At 69.3% G+C, this 19,467-nt stretch carries 21 protein-coding genes; 11 read left to right on the forward strand and 10 right to left on the reverse strand.

Annotated features, from left to right (window positions below; all coding sequences use genetic code 11):
- Window positions 1-99: 99 nt before the first annotated feature.
- The gene (locus tag ACIO52_RS05110; RefSeq protein ID WP_255588196.1) at window positions 100-828 is read right to left on the reverse strand and encodes a hypothetical protein; all 729 of its coding nucleotides are present in this window, start codon (window positions 826-828) and stop codon (window positions 100-102) included.
- 382 nt (window positions 829-1,210) lie between these two features.
- Here ACIO52_RS05110 and ACIO52_RS05115 point away from each other — a divergent pair, with 382 nt between their 5' ends.
- The 3 genes from ACIO52_RS05115 (at window position 1,211) to ACIO52_RS05125 (ending at window position 4,315) form a co-directional block, all read left to right on the forward strand.
- Complete coding sequence (locus tag ACIO52_RS05115) at window positions 1,211-1,906, forward strand: helix-turn-helix transcriptional regulator (protein WP_308248573.1); 696 nt, start codon at window positions 1,211-1,213, stop codon at window positions 1,904-1,906.
- 35 nt (window positions 1,907-1,941) lie between these two features.
- Window positions 1,942-3,417 (forward strand): DHA2 family efflux MFS transporter permease subunit, encoded by a 1,476-nt coding sequence (locus tag ACIO52_RS05120; protein WP_218719919.1) that lies wholly within the window; start codon window positions 1,942-1,944, stop codon window positions 3,415-3,417.
- Window positions 3,418-3,604: 187 nt separating this feature from the next.
- On the forward strand, window positions 3,605-4,315 hold the full coding sequence (locus tag ACIO52_RS05125) for a cutinase family protein (protein WP_394358746.1): 711 nt from the start codon (window positions 3,605-3,607) through the stop codon (window positions 4,313-4,315).
- A 48-nt stretch (window positions 4,316-4,363) separates the two neighbouring features.
- On the opposite strand, the gene ACIO52_RS05130 is transcribed toward ACIO52_RS05125, so the two are convergent.
- Window positions 4,364-6,004: a molybdopterin-dependent oxidoreductase gene (locus ACIO52_RS05130; protein ID WP_402641810.1), complete on the reverse strand. Its 1,641-nt coding sequence runs from the start codon at window positions 6,002-6,004 to the stop codon at window positions 4,364-4,366.
- 120 nt (window positions 6,005-6,124) lie between these two features.
- Here ACIO52_RS05130 and ACIO52_RS05135 point away from each other — a divergent pair, with 120 nt between their 5' ends.
- The gene (locus ACIO52_RS05135) at window positions 6,125-6,550 is read left to right on the forward strand and encodes a hypothetical protein (RefSeq protein ID WP_316575936.1); all 426 of its coding nucleotides are present in this window, start codon (window positions 6,125-6,127) and stop codon (window positions 6,548-6,550) included.
- Window positions 6,551-6,603: 53 nt separating this feature from the next.
- On the opposite strand, the gene ACIO52_RS05140 is transcribed toward ACIO52_RS05135, so the two are convergent.
- From ACIO52_RS05140 to ACIO52_RS05155, 4 genes are all read right to left on the reverse strand, one after another.
- Complete coding sequence (locus ACIO52_RS05140; RefSeq protein WP_316575935.1) at window positions 6,604-8,397, reverse strand: long-chain fatty acid--CoA ligase; 1,794 nt, start codon at window positions 8,395-8,397, stop codon at window positions 6,604-6,606.
- A 92-nt stretch (window positions 8,398-8,489) separates the two neighbouring features.
- The gene (locus tag ACIO52_RS05145; protein ID WP_218719924.1) at window positions 8,490-9,443 is read right to left on the reverse strand and encodes an alpha/beta hydrolase; all 954 of its coding nucleotides are present in this window, start codon (window positions 9,441-9,443) and stop codon (window positions 8,490-8,492) included.
- A gap of 24 nt (window positions 9,444-9,467) precedes the next feature.
- The gene (locus ACIO52_RS05150) at window positions 9,468-10,301 is read right to left on the reverse strand and encodes an SDR family oxidoreductase (RefSeq protein WP_218719925.1); all 834 of its coding nucleotides are present in this window, start codon (window positions 10,299-10,301) and stop codon (window positions 9,468-9,470) included.
- Window positions 10,298-11,839, reverse strand: a complete 1,542-nt coding sequence (locus ACIO52_RS05155) for an NAD(P)/FAD-dependent oxidoreductase (RefSeq protein ID WP_218719926.1) — start codon at window positions 11,837-11,839, stop codon at window positions 10,298-10,300. Before ACIO52_RS05155 ends, ACIO52_RS05150 begins: the two co-directional genes overlap by 4 nt.
- 68 nt (window positions 11,840-11,907) lie before the next feature.
- On the opposite strand from ACIO52_RS05155, the gene ACIO52_RS05160 reads away from it, so the two are divergent.
- Complete coding sequence (locus ACIO52_RS05160; RefSeq protein WP_316575934.1) at window positions 11,908-12,543, forward strand: TetR/AcrR family transcriptional regulator; 636 nt, start codon at window positions 11,908-11,910, stop codon at window positions 12,541-12,543.
- Between the two features lie 30 nt (window positions 12,544-12,573).
- Here ACIO52_RS05160 and ACIO52_RS05165 read toward each other — a convergent pair whose 3' ends face one another.
- Entirely contained in the window at window positions 12,574-13,158 is a 585-nt protein-coding gene (locus tag ACIO52_RS05165) for a helix-turn-helix domain-containing protein (protein ID WP_218719931.1), read from the reverse strand.
- Window positions 13,159-13,239: 81 nt separating this feature from the next.
- On the opposite strand from ACIO52_RS05165, the gene ACIO52_RS05170 reads away from it, so the two are divergent.
- The 3 genes from ACIO52_RS05170 (at window position 13,240) to ACIO52_RS05180 (ending at window position 14,837) form a co-directional block, all read left to right on the forward strand.
- Complete coding sequence (locus ACIO52_RS05170; RefSeq protein WP_402641816.1) at window positions 13,240-14,217, forward strand: NAD(P)/FAD-dependent oxidoreductase; 978 nt, start codon at window positions 13,240-13,242, stop codon at window positions 14,215-14,217.
- Between the two features lie 126 nt (window positions 14,218-14,343).
- Complete coding sequence (locus ACIO52_RS05175) at window positions 14,344-14,511, forward strand: hypothetical protein (RefSeq protein WP_402641819.1); 168 nt, start codon at window positions 14,344-14,346, stop codon at window positions 14,509-14,511.
- A gap of 5 nt (window positions 14,512-14,516) precedes the next feature.
- Complete coding sequence (locus ACIO52_RS05180; RefSeq protein WP_316575931.1) at window positions 14,517-14,837, forward strand: Uma2 family endonuclease; 321 nt, start codon at window positions 14,517-14,519, stop codon at window positions 14,835-14,837.
- A 188-nt stretch (window positions 14,838-15,025) separates the two neighbouring features.
- Here the strand turns inward: ACIO52_RS05180 and ACIO52_RS05185 are convergent, their stop codons facing one another.
- Together ACIO52_RS05185 and ACIO52_RS05190 are read right to left on the reverse strand one after the other, a co-directional pair.
- On the reverse strand, window positions 15,026-15,391 hold the full coding sequence (locus tag ACIO52_RS05185) for an ADP-ribosylation/crystallin J1 (protein ID WP_218719934.1): 366 nt from the start codon (window positions 15,389-15,391) through the stop codon (window positions 15,026-15,028).
- A gap of 56 nt (window positions 15,392-15,447) precedes the next feature.
- Window positions 15,448-16,302: a helix-turn-helix transcriptional regulator gene (locus tag ACIO52_RS05190; protein WP_402641823.1), complete on the reverse strand. Its 855-nt coding sequence runs from the start codon at window positions 16,300-16,302 to the stop codon at window positions 15,448-15,450.
- A 101-nt stretch (window positions 16,303-16,403) separates the two neighbouring features.
- On the opposite strand from ACIO52_RS05190, the gene ACIO52_RS05195 reads away from it, so the two are divergent.
- Both ACIO52_RS05195 and ACIO52_RS05200 read left to right on the forward strand, forming a co-directional pair.
- Window positions 16,404-17,120 (forward strand): SDR family NAD(P)-dependent oxidoreductase, encoded by a 717-nt coding sequence (locus ACIO52_RS05195; RefSeq protein WP_218719936.1) that lies wholly within the window; start codon window positions 16,404-16,406, stop codon window positions 17,118-17,120.
- Between the two features lie 74 nt (window positions 17,121-17,194).
- A complete protein-coding gene (locus tag ACIO52_RS05200; protein WP_316575929.1) occupies window positions 17,195-17,593 on the forward strand; it encodes a hypothetical protein in 399 nt (132 codons plus the stop codon).
- A 6-nt stretch (window positions 17,594-17,599) separates the two neighbouring features.
- On the opposite strand, the gene ACIO52_RS05205 is transcribed toward ACIO52_RS05200, so the two are convergent.
- Window positions 17,600-18,760, reverse strand: coding sequence for a hypothetical protein (locus tag ACIO52_RS05205; protein ID WP_316575928.1), 1,161 nt, complete (start codon window positions 18,758-18,760; stop codon window positions 17,600-17,602).
- A gap of 188 nt (window positions 18,761-18,948) precedes the next feature.
- On the opposite strand from ACIO52_RS05205, the gene ACIO52_RS05210 reads away from it, so the two are divergent.
- Window positions 18,949-19,389, forward strand: coding sequence for a DUF4189 domain-containing protein (locus tag ACIO52_RS05210; protein ID WP_218719939.1), 441 nt, complete (start codon window positions 18,949-18,951; stop codon window positions 19,387-19,389).
- Window positions 19,390-19,467 lie beyond the last annotated feature (78 nt).

Genomic DNA, 19,467 nt, shown 5'->3' on the forward strand with positions numbered 1-19,467 from the left:
TTCAACCACGCCGAACCGGCACCCCCGAACCGAGCAACAGCGCGTCGGGGTGCCCTGACTCCCAGCTATCCGGTGGTCGACGAGAACACCCGCGCGAGGTCAGGGCACCAGCTGGGGATTCAACGTCACCGCGGCCGCGCCGATGCCCGCGCCGACGAGGCCGCCGATTCCGGCAGCCGGCAAACCGGCGATGCCCGCCCCGATGGCGGCGCCGACCGCCACCCCCAGGGCGGCGCCGACGGCGATGGACGGCGCCGCGATCACCGCCTCCGCGGCCAGGCCGGCGAGGAAGATCGGCACGTCGATGAGGCAGCCGGTGGTGACACAGCCGACCATCGAGCTGATGAGCACACCCGCGGCGACGGTGCCGATGCCGATCAGGAATCCGGCTCCGGCACCGATGACACCGCCGACGACAGCGCCGGGCACGGCGCCGACGATCGCGGCGGGAATACCGGCCGCCGCGGCACCGACTCCGGCGCCGACCAGCGCTCCGGTGCCCACCTTGCCGGGATCGGCGAGCGGCGCGTCGATGGACATGAGCGCTTCGGCCGGAGTCGCGACGGGCCGGAACGAGACCTGGCGGTCATCGACCCGGACCACGTGCTGGTCGTCGACGGTGACGGTGTGGCCGTCGATCGTCATCGTCCGATCGTCGACGAACGTGATGGCGTGCCCGTCGTAGCTCGTAGCGCGTTCGGCGCTCGAGACCACCGGTGCGACCGGAGCCGCCGAGGCGATATCCGCACCGGTCACCGCGATCGCCACCGGCAGCGCGCACAGGACGAGCGCTCGGCTGAACCTTCTGGTGGCATGGCGACGAGTCATGGTCCCCCCCTAATTCTTTCGATCGAATTTCTCTGAGACGGGACGATTCAACATCAACGGAATTCGGAAATTCAAAATTTGTGATGCTGCGAACCCTGGATGCCCTTCGAGAGGTGGATCACATCGTGCGCTCCGATGGGTGAACGCTGAGCCTCAGCGTGCCGGGGTGACCCGGAGGTCGACCTTGCTGCCGAAAGTTGCGTCCTCGATGGGAACCTCGTCGCTCCTGGATGAACTTCTGGATCAACGCGGTCGCCCGGGTCGGACACCACTGTGCTGAAAAGTTCGCTTGTCAGTCTCTGTTCCGCTCCGTATATTCCTACTGGAATATTTGGTGTGGAACACGGACCTGCGCGCAGGCGCGGGAGTGGAGGTGGGAGCGGTGGGGCAGCCGGGTCGCAACGCGATGACACCGTTGGCCATCGCGGTCCTCGCACTGCTGGACGAACGGCCAATGCATCCCTACGAGATGTATCAAGTGCTGATGGCTCGGCGGGAAGACCTGCTGGTCAAGGTACGTCCGGGTTCGCTGTATCACGTGGTCGCCCGGCTGGCGGCCGACGAACTGGTGCGCGCCGAAGGCACCGAGCGCGAGGGCAATCGGCCCGAACGGACCACCTACCGGATCACCGACATCGGCCGCGACACGCTGCGCGGACGCATCACCGATCTCCTGCGCACCCCGGTGCAGGAGTTCCCGATCTTCCGGGTCGCGCTCGCCGAGGCGCACACCCTGCCGAGCGAGCGGGTCGTCACCCTGCTGCGCGAGCGGGCCGGGCATCTGGGCGAGGCGCTGGCCGATGTCGACGCCATGATCGGCTGGGCCCGCGCCCACGACACCCCGCGCCGGTACTGGTTCGTCCTGGAGTACATCCAGGCGACCATCCAGGCGGAACTGACCTGGATCGAGGGGTTCGCCGCCGACCTCGACGGTGGCCTCGTCGAGTGGGAGAAATTCGATCCAGAGACCGGCGAACGCCGCACCGACGACGCCGTGTCCCCGCACGAATGGCCGCCGGGGGATCACCCCGACGCCGCGCCACGACCCCGGTGGGCGGCCGGCGCCGCCCGCGACTGATATCCCGAGCTCATCTTCCGATAGGAACGAATTCGATGACCACCCAACGTAATCCGTGGCTAGCGCTGTTCGCGCTGGTGGTCGGGTTCTTCATGATCCTGCTGGACATGACGATCGTCGCGGTCGCCAACCCGGCGATCATGACGGACCTGAGCACCGATATCTCCAATGTCATCTGGGTGACCAGTGCCTACCTGCTCACCTACGCGGTGCCGCTGCTGGTCACCGGCCGCCTCGGTGACAAGTACGGTCCCAAGAACATCTACCTGATCGGCCTGGCGATCTTCACCGGCGCCTCGCTGTGGTGCGGCCTGTCCGGTTCCATCGGCATGCTGATCGCCGCGCGCGCCGCGCAGGGCATCGGCGCCGCGCTGATGACCCCGCAGACGATGGCCGTCATCACCCGCACCTTCGCACCGGACAAGCGCGGTGCCGCGATGGGCCTGTGGGGCGGCGTCGCCGGGCTCGCGACGCTGGTCGGGCCGATCCTGGGCGGCGTGCTCGTCGACAACCTGGGCTGGGAGTGGATCTTCTTCGTCAACGTCCCGGTCGGCATCATCGCGTTCGGTCTGGCCGTGTGGCTGGTGCCCGCGCTGCCGACCAGCGACCACCGGTTCGACGTCGTCGGCGTCGTGCTCAGCGGTATCGGCATGACGGCGCTGGTCTTCGGTATCCAGGAGGGCAACACGCAGGACTGGTCGCTGCGGATCTGGCTGCTGATCGGGTTCGGCGTGCTCATGCTGATCGCGTTCGTGATCAACCAGGCCCGTAACCGGGGCGAGCCGCTGGTGCCGATGAGCCTGTTCCGCGACCGCAACTTCTCGCTGTCGAACCTGGCCATCGCCGCGATGGGCGCCGCGGTCACCTCGATGATGGTGCCCTCGTACTTCTATCTGCAGGCGGTGCGCGAGATGTCGCCGACCGTCTCGGCGCTGGTGTTCGCGCCGATGGCGATCGTCACCGGATTCGCCGCGCCGTTCGTCGGCAAGTTCTCCGACCGGCTGCCGCCGCGACTGGTGCCGACGATCGGGTTCACCCTGTTCGCCGGGTCGACCTTCGCCTTCGCCGCGCTGATGACGCCGGATTCGCAGATCATCTGGTTCCTGCTCGCCGCGGCCGTCGCCGGTCTGGCCAATGCCTGCATCTGGGCGCCGTTGGCCTCCACGGCCACGCACAACCTGCCGGTCACCCAGGCCGGTGCGGGCGCCGGTGTCTACAACACCACCCGCCAGGTCGGCTCGGTGCTCGGTAGCGCCGCGATCAGCGCGTTGATCGCGGCTCGCCTGACCGCCAACGGTCTCGGCGGTGGCGGTCCGGTCGGCGAGGGCGCGGCCACCGGCCCGCTCCCGCCGCAGATCCTCGACGAGTTCAGCACTTCGCTGGCCCAGTCGATGCTGTTGCCCGCCGCCATCCTGATCATCGGTGTGATCGCCTCGGCCCTGTTCGTCAGCCACGGTGCGTCGGGGGCCGCCCCCAAGCCCGAGCTGGCGAAGGCCGACGCCGGCGCCTGAATCGTTCGACCGCTGCCCGTCTCGCCCCGCGCGAGACGGGCAGCACTCGTTTTCCACCGCGGCGCGGCGCGTCGGCGGCCGACCCGGGCCGGTCAGCGCGCGGTCGGTGGCCGTGGCCGACTTCCGGCGGCGGCGCGCCGGTGACCAGGGGTGTTGGTGCGCCGCCAGGGTGGGTAGTCTGCCCGGAATGACAGCACGTTCTCTTTCGCGATTCGTGTCTGCAGCACTCCTGGCAGCCGCGATTCCGCTGGTAACGCCCATCCACTCCGCGTCCGCGGCGTCGTGTTCCGACATCGAGGTGGTCTTCGCTCGCGGCACCGCCGAGCCCGGTGGCGAGCTCGGGATCACCGGCGCGTCCTTCGTCGAAGCGATCCGCCTGAACTCCGGGGGCCGTTCGGTCGGCGCCTACGGGGTCGACTACCCCGCGAGCAGCGACTTCGCCGACCGGCTCGCCTTCGCGCGCACCGTGGTGCGTGGCATCAACGACGCCCAGCGGCGGGTCGAGTACGTCGCCGCCAACTGCCCGGCCGCGCGGATCGTGCTCGGCGGGTACTCCCAGGGTGCGGCGGTGGCCGGGTTCGCCACCGGCACCGGGGTGCCCGAGGGTGTCCCGGCGGAGTACCGGTCCTACCTGCCCGCGCCGTTGGCGCCCGAGGTGGCCGAGCATGTCGCCGCGGTCGCGCTGTTCGGCAAACCGTCGGATCGGTTCCTGGCCGACGCGGGCGCACCCGCCCTGGTGATCGGCGCGCCCTACACGGGCAAGACCATCGACCTGTGCATCGATGCGGACAACATCTGCGACGGGTCCCCGCTCGGCCAGCCCAATGCCCTGCACACCCTCTACAGCGTCAACGGAATGACCCTCACCGCGGCACAATTCGCGGCGCAGCGGTTCTAGGAACGGAGCGTAAAGGCCGGTCGCGCGGGCGCGACCGGCCTTTCGCTGTCAGGCGACCTGGAGCGTGAGGGTGGGATAGCCGGTCGCGCCGTCCGGGATGACGTCGCGCTGGACCGCGGTCTGCGGCGCCCCGGTGTCGTCGATGGCGCGGGCGCGGATGGTGTGCTGACCGGCGGTGGCGTCCCAGTCGTAGACCCACTGGCGCCAGGTGTCGATCGAGACCTCGGTCGAGAGCCGGGCGGGCCGCCAGTCGCCGTTGTCGATCTGCACCTCGACGCCGGTGATGCCGCGATGCTGCGCCCAGGCGACGCCGGCGATGGTGGTGCGGCCTTGCGGAATCCGGCCGCGGCCCCGCGGGGTGTCGATCCTGGTGCCGGTCTTGATCGGGCCCCGGGCCGACCAGCCGCGCCGGGTCCAGTAGGCGCTGGCCTGGTCGAAGCGGGTCACCTCCAGTTCGGTGACCCACTTGGTGGCCGAGACGTAGCCGTAGAGGCCGGGCACCACCAGCCGCGCCGGATAGCCGTGCTGGATCGGCAGCGCAGCGCCGTTCATCCCGATCGCCAGCAGCGCGTCGCGGCCGTCGGTGAGCGCGGCCAGCGGACTGCCCGCCGTCCAGCCGTCCTTGCTGTGGGACAGCACCATATCGGCGTCGGGCCGCGGGCCCGCCTCGGCGAGCAGTTCGTCGAGCCGGTAGCCGAGCCAGCGGGCATTGCCGATCAGGTCGCCGTTGATCGGGTTGGACACGCAGGCCAGCGTCACCACGTATTCCACCGGGGTCCGGCGCGCGAGATCGTCCCAGGTGAGCACGATTTCGCGATCCACCATGCCGTGGATGCGCAGTGACCAGTCGGCGGTGGACACCTGGGGAACGATCAGCGCGGTATCGATGCGGTAGAACTCGTCGGCGGGGGTGAGATACGGCGTGAGGCCGGGAACTCGCAGGTCGGCGTCGGCGGGCAGCTCCGGCAACGGCGTTGCGGGACCGGGCAATTCGACGGTGGCCCGCTCCGCCGACACGTCACCGCGCGCACCACCGAGCAGTCGTCCCGCGAGTCCGGCCCCGAGCGCCAGCACGCCGGTCGCGGCGATCCCGCCGAGCACCCGCCGCCGCCCGGCGGACACCATCGCGCGCGACTCGTCGGCCCTGATCGCCGCCGGACCGGCCGTCGCGCCGGCGCCGACGACTGTCCCGCCCGCGGTGTCGGCTTCGGGCCCCACGAGGCGGCCACTTCCCGCCGCCGCCTCGCCCGTCGATCCGGGCGGAGTCGACGCGTCATCGATGCGCCGGGTCAGCCCGCGCAACGCGAGAATTCCTGCCGCGGTGCCGATCAGGGCGGGTAGCGCGCCGCCGAACCCACCGACCCGGCCCGCTCCGATGACCGCGGCGATCAGGCCGAACACGGCGAACACGACCGATCCGACCGGCCGGGTGACCCGCTCGAACCAGCCGGCCAGACCGGCGACGAGGACCGCCACGATGCCCATGCATACGAACAGCACGGCCTTGTCGTTGCGGCCGAAACTCTGGATCGCCCACTCGCGGAGGCCGTCCGGGGTGTGATCGACGACGGTCGCCCCGAGCGCGTACGCGGGCGCGCTCCCTGTACCGGTGAACACCGCGACCAGCTCGGCCACGCCGAGGACCAGCGCGGCTGCCGCGATTCCGGCCACTACCCGCAACAACGCCATACCAGCGAGCCTACGTCGCGCGCGGCGACACCGACCTGTGGCGGCGGAACGGCTGCGGCGGCCACCCTTGAAAACTACACTGTGTAGTAGAACTGAATCCGCCCTCGGCAGGAGGCTCCCATGCCCGAGACCACAGCCCCCGAGACCACCCTGCGCGCGGCCACCGCCGTGTTCGCCGTCGCGCTCCTCGTCCACGGCGCCGACCATCTACGCCGGGGGATGAACGTCACCTCCGCCCTGGTCAACGCGCTCGGGACGATCCAGCTCCTGTTCGCCCTGCTCGTCGTCTTCCTGGTGTTCCGGCGCCACGCCGCGGCGCCACTCGCCGCGGCGATCGTCGGGTTCGCCAGCGCGGCGGGCTTCTTCGTCGTGCACCTGCTGCCCGACTGGTTCGGCCCGCTCAGCGACAGTTTCGTCAACGCGCCCGCGCGGGCGAACGTCACCGGCTTCTCCTGGTTCGCCGCCCTGTTCGAGATCGGCGCCGATCTCGTCGTCGGTCTGGCCGGGCTGCGCGTCCTGCGGGAACGGGCCGCGGCCGTCGCCTGAAACGCCGGAAGGCCGGTTGCGCGAACGCAACCGGCCTTCCGGACAGGCGGGGACTACGAGTAGATCTTGTCGACCTCGCCCGCGTACTGCTTCATGACGACGGCGCGCTTGAGCGACATCTTCGGGGTGAGCTCGCCACCCTCCTGGGTCCAGTCGACCGGGAGGATGCGGATCTTCTTGATCGCCTCGGCCTTGGAGACCTTCTTGTTGGTCTCGGCGACCGCGGCCTCGACCTCGGCGACCAGCGTCGGGTTCTCGATCAGGGTCTCGATCGCGGTGTCGGCGGCGACGCCGTTGCGCTCCTTCCACCCCGGCAGTGCCTCCGGGTCGAGGGTGATGAGCGCGCCGATGAAGGGCTGGCCGTCACCGACGACCATGACCTGGCTGATCAGCGGGTGCGCGCGCAGGGAGTCCTCGAGCACGGCGGGGGAGACGTTCTTGCCGCCCGCGGTGACCAGGATTTCCTTCTTGCGGCCGGTGATGGTGATGAAGCCGTCGGCGTCGATGGCGCCCAGGTCGCCGGTCTTGAACCAGCCGTCCTCGAACGCTTCCTCGGTGGCCTCGGCGTTGCCCCAGTAGCCGTTGAACACGACCGAGCCCTTGAGCAGCAGCTCGCCGTCCTCGGCGATCTTGGCCGCGTGGCCCTGGATCGGGCGGCCCACCGAGCCGACCCGGATGTGCTGCGGGGTGTTCACGCTGAACGCGGCGGTGGATTCGGTCAGACCGTAGCCCTCGTAGATGGTGACGCCGACGCCACGGAAGAAGTGGCCGAGGCGCGCGCCCAGCGGCCCGCCACCGGACACCGCGGCCAGGCACTGGCCACCGAGCGCGGCACGCAGCTTGCTGTAGACCAGCTTGTCGAAGACGAAGTGCTTCAGCTTCAGCACCAGGTCGGGGCTGCCCTTTTCGAGCGCCTCGCTGTAGGCGATGGCGGTCTCGGCGGCGGCGTCGAAGATCTTGCCCTTGCCGCCGTCGTGCGCCTTCTGCTTGGCCGAGTTGTAGACCTTCTCGAACACGCGCGGCACGGAGAGGATGAAGTCCGGCTTGAACTCGCCGAACTGCTCGACCAGGGTCGTCCAGTCCGAGCTGTGGCGGATGGTCACCTTGGAATCGAAGGCGATCAGCGCGACCGCGCGGGCGAACACGTGCGCCAGCGGCAGGAACAGCAGGGTCTTCTGGCCCTCGGAGACGAAGGCGGACAGCTCGATGCCGCCCGACCGCGACTCCGCATACAGGTTCGCGTGGGTCAGCTGGACGCCCTTGGGGCGACCGGTGGTGCCCGAGGTGTAGATCAGGGTGGCCGGGGAGGCCGCGCCGACCTGCTTGCGACGCTCGTGCACCACGGCGTCGTCGAGATCGGCGCCGCGCTCGGTCAGCGTGTCGACCGCGCCCTTGTCGATCTGCAGGGTCTCGGCCAGAGCGGGCAGCGAGCCGGCTTCGATCTCGTCGATCGTGGCGCGGTGCTTGTCGTTCTCGACGACCAGGAGCTTGGTCTCGGAGTCCTGCAGGATCCACTTGGCCTGCTCGGCGGCCGAGCTGTCGTAGATCGCGACGGTGACGCCACCGGCGGCCCAGATCGCGAAGTCCAGCAGGGTCCACTCATAGCGAGTGGCTGCCATGATGGCGACCCGGTCGCCCAGTTCGATGCCCGAGGCGATGAGGCCCTTGGCGACGCCGATAACGGCCTGCTCGAACTGCTTCGCCGTGACGTCGTTCCAGCCGCCGCTGCCGTTCGGGACGTTGAACAACACCGTGTTCGGCGTCTCCGCGGCGAAGCGGAAGACGTTGTCGGAATTGTTCGCATCGTCCGGGATGGTGTAGGAAGCCGGAACTTCGAACTCTCGCATCAGTGCCCTTCCAGTGGGTTCTACTCGCCAGTAATCTACGACACGTTCGGCCGGGCCGCGATATCGCCGTCCGAAAATCCTGTCACCAGGACTTATCGTAAATCGTCGATCGAAACTGGCTGAATTGCTTCTCGCAGGAACTCTGCGAGTTCGCTGAGCGCCAGCGCTGCCTCGGTGACCAGCGCGGCCTGCAGTTGCGCGACATGCCAGAGGCCGCGGGTTTCGGTGAAGCGGACGTGCACACCCGCGCCACGCAGGGCTGAGACGAGCTGAGTGCACTGGTCGTGCAGGAGTTCGCTCACGTCGACCTGCACGTAGGTGGGTGGCAGGCCGATCAGGTTTCCGGTGAGCGGGGCGTAGCCCGCGTCGGTGGCGGCGCCGTCGCCGAGGTAGAAGGCGGCGCACGCTTGCGACCACGCCCGGTTGATCACCAGGTCGCGGCTGCGGCTGGGCACCTGGGTCGGGTCGACCCAGGGCGCGATGAGGCCCAGCGCGGCGGGCGTCATCGCGTGTCGTTCGATCAGTCGCTGGGCCAGCGCCAGCGACAGACCACCGCCCGCCGAATCGCCGGCGAGGCAGATCTGCTCGGGCCGGTAGCCGACGTTGTCCACCAGGTCGAGGAACGCCGCCTCGGCGTCGTCGAGACCGGCGGGCAGCGGATGCTCCGGGGCCAGGCGGTAGTCCAGCGAGTACACCGCGCAGGAGGTCTCCCTGGCCAGCCGCGCGACCAGCGAACGGTGGGTGGCCAGCGAACCGACGACGTAGCCGCCGCCGTGCAGGTACAGGATCGCGCCCGCGGCGCGCTCCGGCGGGACCGCCCGGGTACGCGAACCCGGGATGGCGGTCTCGGCGATGACCCGCTCGGCCGGGCGGCCGCCCAGCTGCAGATGCTGCACGACGGAACCGTCGGGCATCAGCTGCAGCCGGGAGACCACGTCGAGCAGGGCGCGTTGCACCGCGACCGGCAGCCGTGCGTTGAGCGTCACCCGGAACACCGGGTCGAGTACGGCACGGGCGATCGGCAGCGGAATCGTGAACTCGCGCATGGTTTTCCTACGGGGCTAGTCGCGTCAGTGCGGCATGAAGCGGCCGTTGACCACGGCCGAGATCCGGTTGTACCCCGAAGCGAGGAAGCGCACGCTCACATCGAGCACCTTGGCCTCCCAGCCGATCAGCACGCGCGCGTGCCCCTTGCGCACACCCTCGGTGATGGTCTGCGCGGCCATCTCCGGGCTGTGGATCGCCAGGTACTTGTCGAACAGCGAGGCGGTGTTGGCCCCGTCGATGCCCTCGGCGTAGGTGGCGTTGCGGGCCACCGCGGTCTTGATGCCGCCGGGGTGCACGCAGGTGACCTTGACCGGCGCCTTGGCGATCTTCATCTCCTGGTACAGCGCCTCGGTGAAGCCGCGCACCGCGAACTTGGCCGAGTTGTAGGCCGCCTGGCCGGGCACGGTGACCAGGCCGAACAGGCTCGACACGTTGACGACGTGGCCGTCGCCGGACTCGATCAGCATCGGCAGGAACGCCTTGGTGCCGTTGACGACGCCCCAGAAATCGACGTCCATGATGCGTTCGATGTCTTTGAAGTCGGTCTTGACGACGTCACCGTGGTAGGCGATGCCGGCGTTGTTGTAGATCTGGTGCACGACGCCGAAGTGCGCCTTCACCGAGTCGGCGTAGAGCAGGAACGCCTCGCGCTCGGCGACGTTGAGCCGGTCGGCCTTGACCTGCGCGCCCAGTCCCTCGACGATGCGCACGGTCTCGGCCAGGCCCTCGGCGTCGATATCGGACAGCGCCAGCTTGGCGCCACGGCGAGCCAGGTTCTCGGCGAGCGCGCGGCCGATGCCGGAGCCGGCGCCCGTGATCACACAGACCTTGTTCGTGAAGTAAGCATCTTTGCTCACTGTGCTGCCACCACTTTCAGTTCGGTGTCGGAGTCGGTCGAAGAAGTCGTGTCGTAGGCAGCGACATCGAAATTCTTGGTCAGCCTACGGAACTGGAAGGTGAAATCGGGCCACAGTGTGGTGTTGTTGCCGTGCTTGTCCAGGTACCAGCTGGCGCAGCCGCCGTTCATCCAGACGCTATCGGCCATCTTCGCCTGCAGTTCGGTGTTGTACGCGCGCACGGCCTCCGGGCGGACCTCGACGGTGCGCAGGTTCTGCTTGTCGATGGTGGCCAGGGCGTCGGCGACATAGTTGATCTGCGACTCGATCATGAACACCATCGAGGTGTGGCCGAGGCCGACGTTCGGGCCGAGCAGGAAGAACATGTTGGGGAAGTTCTCGATGGTCGAGCCCTTGTAGCCGCGCTGGCCGACCTCGTCGAACTGCTCGGACAGGGTCTGTCCGGTGCGACCGGTGATGGTCTCGAAGGCCGGGGAGTCGGTGACGTGGAAGCCGGTGGCCACGATCAGCGCGTCGATCTCGCGCTCGGTGCCGTCCTTGGTGACGATCGAGCCGGCCTTGACCTCGGCGATGCCCTCGGTGATCACCTCGACGTTGTCGCGGTCGATCGCCGGGTAGTACTCGTTGGAGATCAGCATGCGCTTGCAGCCGATGCGGTAGTTCGGGGTGACCTTGGCGCGCTTGATCGGGTCGCGGACCTCGGCCAGCAGCTTGCCGCGGGAGATGGTCTCGAAGATCTTCATCAGCGCGGGGTACTTGGCCAGGCCGACGACCTGGGTCTCGCGGGCGGCGTAGATGGCCGCGCGGGACAGGCGCTGCACGCCCGGAATGTACTTGAACGCCAGGCGTTCCGGCAGGAAGTACGGGCGGTCCATGCGCGGCAGCAGCCACGGCGCGGTGCGCTGGTAGAGGTCGAGGTGGGCGACCTTGCCCGCGATGGCGGGCACGATCTGGATGGCCGAGGCGCCGGTGCCGATCACCGCGACGCGCTTGCCCGCGAGCTCGACGCTGTGGTCCCAGCGGGCCGAGTGGAAGATCTCGCCCTCGAACTCGTTGATGCCCTTGATGTCGGGCAGCGACGGCTCACACAGGGCGCCGACCGCGGAGACCACGGTGTCGGCGGTGAAGTCGCCCTTGCTGGTGGTGATGTCCCAGCGGGCGGTCTCGGCGTTCCACCGCATGCCCAGCACATCGCAGTCGAACAGGTGCTTGTCCAGCACATTGTTCTGCTCGGCGACCTTGCGGATGTAGGCCTGGATCTCGCCCTGCTTGGAGAACGAGCGCGACCAGTCCGGGTTCAGCGCGAACGAGTAGGAGTACAGGTGCGACGGCACGTCGCACGCGGCGCCGGGGTAGGTGTTGTCCCGCCAGGTGCCGCCGACATCGCTGCCGCGCTCCAGGACGAGGAAATCCTCGCGGCCTTGCTGGCGCAGCCGGATGGCCATTCCGAGGCCCGCGAACCCACTGCCGACGATGATCGTCTTGACGTGGCGGGCGGCACGGTCGGCGACAACTTTGTCTGTAACCTTGCGACTCATGTAATGCAGACTACGTTCTTATTGAGCCGGAGTCAACAGCTATTGAACCAGGTTCAGTAGTGGCTAGGATGGACGACGTGAGTATCAGGAGTTCCGGCGAGACCAAGCGTGTCCGGCTCAGCCCCGAGGAGCGGCGGTTGCAGCTGATCCACCTCGGCGCCGAGATGCTGGCCGAGCGGCCGCTCGAGGACATCTCGGTCGACGACATCGCCAAACAGGCCGGCATCTCGCGGGGGTTGCTGTTCCACTATTTCGCCTCCAAGCAGGAGTTCCACGAGGCGATCGCCCGGCATGTGAGCACCGAGTTCTACACGGCCGTGATGCCCAACCGCGACCTGTCGCTGTTCGACATGCTGCGCGACTCGATCGAGCGTTTCGTCGACTACGCGACCGAGCACTCGGCGTCCTATCGCTCCGTGCTGCGCGGCCCCGCCAGTGTCGCCCCCGACATGGTCGGCTACGTCAACGAAACCCGCGCCGCCATCGCCGATCTCATCGTCAGCGAGCTCCCGCTCCCTCCCGACGATCCCGACCTCGCTCGCCTCACCCTCGCCATTCGCGGCTGGATCGCCTTCGTCGAGGAGACCATCCTCACCTGGATGAACGAAAAGCCCATCACCCGAGAACAATTGGTGGACCTACTGGTCGAATCGCTTCCCGCACTTGCCTTGAGTCCCGCCCTGATCGCCGCGTTGCAGAGCTGAGCCGCCGCCGTTCGGTGCTGTCGACCGCGGTCAGTCGGAGGTCTTGGGGCGGGCTCGGAAGTGGGCTCGTTCGCCTTGTTTGCCGAAGAGGCTGAGGAATTCGACGGGGTGGTCGTCGGCGGCGCCGAACCAGTGCGGGATGTGGGTGTCGAATTCGGCGGCTTCGCCGGGGGTGAGGACGATGTCGTTGTCGCCGAGGATCAGGCGCAGGCGGCCGTTGAGGACATAGAGCCATTCGTAGCCCTCGTGGACCTGGGGTTCCTCGGGTCGGTTGCGGGCGTTGGGGGCGATGATCATCTTGAAGGCCTGGATGCCGCCCGCGCGCTTGGTCAGCGGGAGCATCGTCATGCCGTGGCGGGTGACCGGGCGCAGGTGGATGCGCGGGTCGCCGGTGGGCGGGGCGTCGACGAGTTCGTCGAGGGTGACGCCGTGGGCTTTGGCCAGGGGGAGCAGGAGTTCGAGGGTGGGTTTGCGGTCGCCCGACTCGAGGCGCGACAGGGTGCTCACCGAGATGCCGGTTTCCGCCGAGAGGTCGGCGAGGGTGGTCCGGCGCCGTTTGCGCAGGTCGCGCAGGCGGGGGCCGACCGAGTCGAGGGTCTGTTCGAGGTCGTCCATGCTGTCCAGTTTGCCACGACGGCAAATTTCTTTGCCAGGACGCGGGCGCAGACGGCACGGTGGTCGGCGAAGGAGGTCGAGATGACAGAGTTGAACGACACCTATGACGTGGTGGTGATCGGTGGTGGTGCCGCCGGGCTGAACGGGGCGCTGATGCTGGCCAGGTCCCGGCGATCCGTCGTCGTGATCGACGCGGGGTCGCCCCGCAACGCGCCGGCCGACGGGGTGCACGGATTGCTGGCGCGAGACGGAATGCCGCCGGCCGAGTTGCTCGAACTCGGGCGCGCGGAGGTGCGGGGGTACGGCGGGCAGGTGGTTTCGGGTGCGGTCGCCTCGGTCGAGCGGGTCGACGGTGCCGCGCCGGACGGGTTCCGGGTGTTTCTCGACGACGGGCGCACGGTGCTCGCGCGCCGCGTCCTGGTCGCCACCGGCCTCGCCGACGAGCTCCCCGATGTGCCCGGCCTGCGGGAACAGTGGGGCCACGGTGTCCTGCACTGTCCCTACTGCCACGGCTGGGAGGTGCGCGACCAGCGGATCGCCATCCTCGCGGGCGGACCGATGTCGGTGCACCAGGCGCTGCTGTTCAGCCAGCTGAGCGATGACATCGTCTTCCTGACCCACACCGGTGCCGCGTTGAGCGACGAAGACGCGGAAAAGCTTGCCGCGCGCGGCATCCGGATCCTCGACGGCGAGGTCACCGAGGTGCTGTCGGGTGCGGGCACGCTCACCGGCGTCCGCCTGGCCGACGGGACCGTGCTCGACCGCGACGCCCTCGTCGTCGGCCCGCGCATGAACACTCGCGCCACTTTCCTCGCCGACCTGGGCCTGGTCGCGCAGCCGCACCCGTCCGGCGCGGGCGACCACATCCCCGCCGACCCCGTCGGCCGCACCGAAGTCCCGGGTGTCTGGATCGCGGGCAATGCCACCGACCCGTCCGCCCAGGTCGGTGCGGCCGCGGCGGCCGGGGCCATGGCCGGTGCGCAGATCAACGCCGAGCTGGTGATGGCGGACACCGCCACCGCCGTGGCCGAACTCCGCACCCGCACAGCGGCCGTCTGACGGAAAGGCCCTCGGCGCCCCGGCGCCGAGGGCGTCCGCGCCGCCTGTCCGCGCCGGTGGGCGGCCGGAGTGCACCGTGCCATACTGGCCAGGTCAGACGATCGCCGTGCGACGAGCGAGGAGCCGATGACCGCGGATCCGATGCCACCGGGGGGCAGGGCCCCGTTGAGCTGGCCGGTGCCGCCACCGGGGGGATATTTCGCCGAAGACCTGGATCATCTGAGTGATCTGCCGCCGCATACTCAGCTGATCGACGGGAGCTCGGGCCACGTCAACGGCCCGAACCCGATGTGATGGTCGTGGACACGGCAGGTGTCGACGGTCTGGACCAGACCACATACCGACCCGAAGATGTCCTCCTGGTGGTCGAAGTCATGTCCCCGGATTCGGTCGAGCGCGACCGATACCGTAAACCGCAGCTCTACGCCGAGGCCGGGATTCCTGCCTTCTGGCGGGTGGAGAACGTCAACGGACGAGCGGTCGTGTACGTCTACGAACTCGACCCCGCCACGCGCCGGTATTCGACCGCCGGTATCCACCACGACCGCCTGCGTCTGTCCGTGCCCTTCGAGATCGATCTGGATCTCACGCGCGCGACAGATCCGAAGGGCTCGGTCTGAGAGCTCGCCCCGCGAAGACCGTGGTGGTCAGCGCGCGCGGGCGGCATCGATCTCCGCGTGCAGGACGGTGCGCGCGTGCTCGGCCGTGATCTGGCCGAGAGTGGCATGCGGGGCTAGCCCGTCGACGAGTGTCGACGGCGATCCGGGCGGCGGCTCCGAGTGAGCGGACCGGAGCCGCCTGACGATCGTCAGCCGGGGAGTGGCGCGTCGTCCGGGAAGCGGCGGACCACCTCGATGGGGCCGACGATATTGCGGTTGAAGTCGGTGAGATCCTCGGCCGGGATCCAGTATTCGAGGATGTCGCGGCCGCCCGCCTGTCGCACCTCGTAGGCGTCGAGGTACTCGGTGCGGACGGCGAAGCGCGTCACGTAGCCGGCGCCGGAGGCCGGGACGTTCCAGTCGCGGGCGATCAGGACGGCGTAGGACTCGGTGCAGACCGGGTAGAAGATCGGCTGGTCGGGCAGGCGCGGCGGCCAGGCCGACCACCCGGACGCGGCGACCAGGGCCAGCTCTTCGGGTCCCGTCGGCCGCCACAGGGTCGTCGTCGTTCGCATCGTTCCTCCTTGCCGAGGAACGCACGGTAGCCCGGCGGCGGTGCCGCGGCCACCGGTTATTCGGGCGGTGGTGTCGCGAAGGTTTCCAGGCCGGTGACGCGGAGCAGGTCCAGGGCGGTCGCGGTGGGGGTGTGCGGGGGAGCCGAGTAGATGATGACGGTCTGGTCGGTGTCGGGGACGTGCATGGCGTCGCAGTCCAGGCTGAGGGTGCCCAGCTGCGGATGGGCGATGGTCTTGGTCAGGCTGTGCATGACGCTGGAGCGGCCCGCCTGCCAGTGCTCCTCGAATTCCGCGCTGCCGGTGCGGAGTTCGGTGAGCAGCCGGGTCAGGTCCGGGTCGTCGGGGTAGGCGGCCTTGACCGCGCGCAGGCAGCCGACGCAGGCGGCGGCATTGCTGTCGGCCTCCTCCGGCGTCATCACGACGCGACCCATCCCGGTGCCGAGGAAGCGCTGCCACATGATGTTGCGCCGGGCGGGCGGGATCGCGGAGAAGTCGCCGAGCAGGGCCGCCGCCAGCGGATTCCAGGCGAGGATGTCGGATTTGGCCGAGAGCACCAGCACCGGCAGGTCCGACAGGCGATCCAGCAGCCGCAGCACACTGGGCCGGATGACCATCGGAACCCGGCCCGCCTGCGGCGGTTCGGACCCGGCGAGCCGGAAGACCAGATCGCGGTCGACATCGGTGAGCCGCAGCGCCCTGGTGAGCGCGCCGAGTACCTGATCGGAGGGTTTGGGCCCGCGCCCCTGCTCCAACCGGACGATGTAGTCGACGCTGACACCGGCCAGACTCGCCACTTCCTCGCGTCGCAGCCCCGGCACCTGCCTGCGCGGTCCGCTCGGCAGGCCCGCGTCGGCGGGGCCGAGCCGGGACCGCGCCGTGCGCAGCACCGTCGCCAATTCCGCTCTGTCCACGTCTTCCATGGTGCCGCAGGTCCCGGCCGCCGGGGTGGTACCGCGAGTCCTATGCCTCGCCGGCACTGGAGGCCACACCGCGCGGGGCGGAATCTGAAGCCATGACGACAACGATCGCCCTGGTCACCGGGGCCAACAAGGGACTGGGCCGGGAAACGGTCCGCAGACTGGCCGGTTCGGGCTGGCAGGTCTTTCTCGCCGCCCGCGACCGCACGCGGGGCGCGGCGACGGCGGCCGAATTCGCCGAGGCCGGACTCGACGTCCGGTTCGTCGCGCTGGACGTGACCTCCGACGAGTCCGTCGCCGCGGCCGCCGACGCGGTGCAGGTCGCGGCGGGCCGCCTCGACGTGCTGATCAACAACGCGGCGATCGGCGGCCCGCGCACCACGCCGGGGGACACGAAGCCCGAGGAGCTGCGGGAGGTGTTCGAGACCAATGTCTTCGGCCCGATCCGGGTGACCAACGCGTTCCTGCCGCTGCTGCGCCTGTCCACCCATCCACGGATCGTGATGGTCTCCAGCGGCATCGGCTCGATCGCTACCGTCACCGACCCGAAATGGGCGGGCCTGCTGCCGCCGGCCCTCGGCTATCCGAGCACCAAGGCGGCGCTGAACATGCTCACCGTCATGTACGCGAGCGAACTCGACAGGATGAAGGTCAACGCGGTCGATCCCGGATACACCGCGACCGACCTCAACGGGCACAGTGGTTTCCAGACCGTCACCGAGGGCACCGATGCCATCGTGGCCATGGCGACCGTCGACCGGGACGGCCCGAGCGGCGGTTTCTTCGACCGGACGGGCGCCACGTCGTGGTGAGAGCGGGCGCCCTGCTCGCGGCGCTGGTCGCGAGCGTGGGGGTCGTCGTGTACCTGATGACAACGGAGGACGCAGTGGCAGAACGGAATTCACGCACCGACACGGTGCTCTCCATCGGCCTGCAGCCGAGCGCGGTCGACTACTCCCGCTATCCGCAGCTGGACGAAGCCACCCTGACCGCCCGCATCGCCGCGGGCGAGCACGCCGTGCGGGAGGCGGGTTTCGACATCGTCAGCTGTCTGGTGCCCGCCGATCCCGACGCCGCCGAGACGACGCTGCGCGAGTGCGCGGCCGGCGGCGAATTCCGGGTGGCGATGATCGGCGCCGGGGTGCGGATGGCGCCCGAACACACCCTGCTGTTCGAGCGATTGATCAATGTCGCGTCCGAGCTGACTCCGGGAATCCGGTTCTGCTTCAACACGTCCCCGGAAACGACGATCGACGCGTTGCGGCGCTGGGTGCGGCCGAGTTGAGCCGGTCTACTTGTGGCCCCCGCCGTGGTCGTGGCCGCCGCAGGTGTCGGTTCGGCGGCCGTCCGTGGCGCTCGCCTGGCCCGCACCATGGCCCTCGAGCGCGGCGAACGGACCGCACTGGTGCGGGGCGATCCACACGTGCACCATCGGGTTGCCCGCGCCGGGATTGATCGAGTTGGGCGGGCAGTTGCCCGCGGCGTCGGTGACACCGGCGACGACCGGGCCGTTGTCGCCCGCCTTCCAGCACAGGTTGTCGTGGACGTGCCACTGCATCAGCGAGCCGCCGAAATCGGTCAGCGCCGGGTCGTCGATCTTCTTGCCGTTGGCGATGTACATGGCCGAGACCAGGGTGCGGTTCTGGCCGTCGACCCGGTAGACCAGCGACTCCGGGTGGCCGGCGTCGAGGAAGTTCGCGTCGCGGATGTAGGCGGTGTTGATGTAGTGCTCGTAGCCGGTCGCGGAGTCACCGATCGAGCGGTAGCCCAGCGCGCCGACCGTCGTGACGTCGGCGAAGGCGGGCAGGCCGTCGAGAGTGCTGCGGATCAGGTTGGTGGCGCGCTGCTGCTGATCGGCCGTCACGCCGGGCACGCCGGACAGGTCGATCGGCTGCGCGGGGTCGAACGGGCGCGGCCAGGCGGTGCCGGTGTCGTGATCGCCGTGCTCCTCGCCCGCGGCGTGCGCGTGCTCGCCGCCGGTGTCTCCGTGACTGTGCACGTGGCCGACGCCGTTGAGCATCGCCGCCAGCGCGAGCACACCCACGGCGCTCGCCGCGATCCCGGACCGCAGCGGCGGCACGGTGGCGGTGGGTCGGAGCAGGCCGACGCCACCGGCGAGCACGGCCAGCGCGCCCAGTGCCGCGCAGACGGTGTCGGCCACCTGCGGCGCCTCCGCGGTCAAGCCGGTGATCCACGGAATATCGGCGAACCGCGTGAACGCCCAGATCGCCGCCGCGAAGCCGTTCACCGCCAGCATCGCGGCCACGACAGGCTTGCGCGCACTCAGCAGCACCGCCACGCCGGTCGCGCACTGGATCGCGGCCAGCACCACCATCAACCGCGCCAAGGTGGCGTGTTCGGTGTGCATTCCCGCGGCCAGGAAATGCACCGCGCCGGCCCCCACCGACGCGATCCCGCCGAGTAGCAGGTATCCGTTACGTCCGCTCGCCATGCCGTCTCCTGTCCCTGTCCTTCGCGGCGGACACTACCCGGACCCTGTGATGGCGCACTGGCGTACCAGTGAGAGAACTCTGTGGGCCGGGCCCGTGCCGGGCTCGGCTCGCGTGGCGCTCGCGGTGGATTCGTGGTTAGCTGCACGGTTCCGAATTTCGGAACCTATTCCACGAGGGGATCTTTCGAATGAGTTTCATGGGTAAGGCCGGCGTTGCCGTAGCGGCGTTGGGTCTTGCGGCCGGGTCGGTGTTCGGTGCCGGTTCGGCGAACGCGGCGGGCGATCTGTTCGGCGCGATCGGGTTCAGCCCGCAGATGTGGGAGAGCTGGTCCTCGTCGAACTGGGACAGTGCCGACGGTGCCCGCGCCGCGGTGATCGACGGTTGTGTCGCCGCGGGCGGGGAGGACTGCGGTGTCATGGTCACCTGGGCCAACGGGTGCGGTGCGCTGGTGTGGAACGAGGAGGGCTGGGTCGCCGCCGCCTCGGGTCCCAACCGCAGCGAGGCCATCCGCAAGGCCATCGATCGGCTGTCCGACGGTGTCCCGATCGCCCGCCTGGCCAACTTCGGCTCCTCGGACCTCAGCGGTACCGAGGTCATCGACGTGGTCTGCACCCGCAACGCGGGCTGACCACCGACCGGCCCGACCGCAGCGGACGCCGGTGGATCGTGGCCGGCTGCACGGCCGTTGCCATATCGAGACGATTAC

This window comes from Nocardia sp. NPDC087230, assembly GCF_044744725.1.
Taxonomy (GTDB): domain Bacteria; phylum Actinomycetota; class Actinomycetes; order Mycobacteriales; family Mycobacteriaceae; genus Nocardia; species Nocardia canadensis.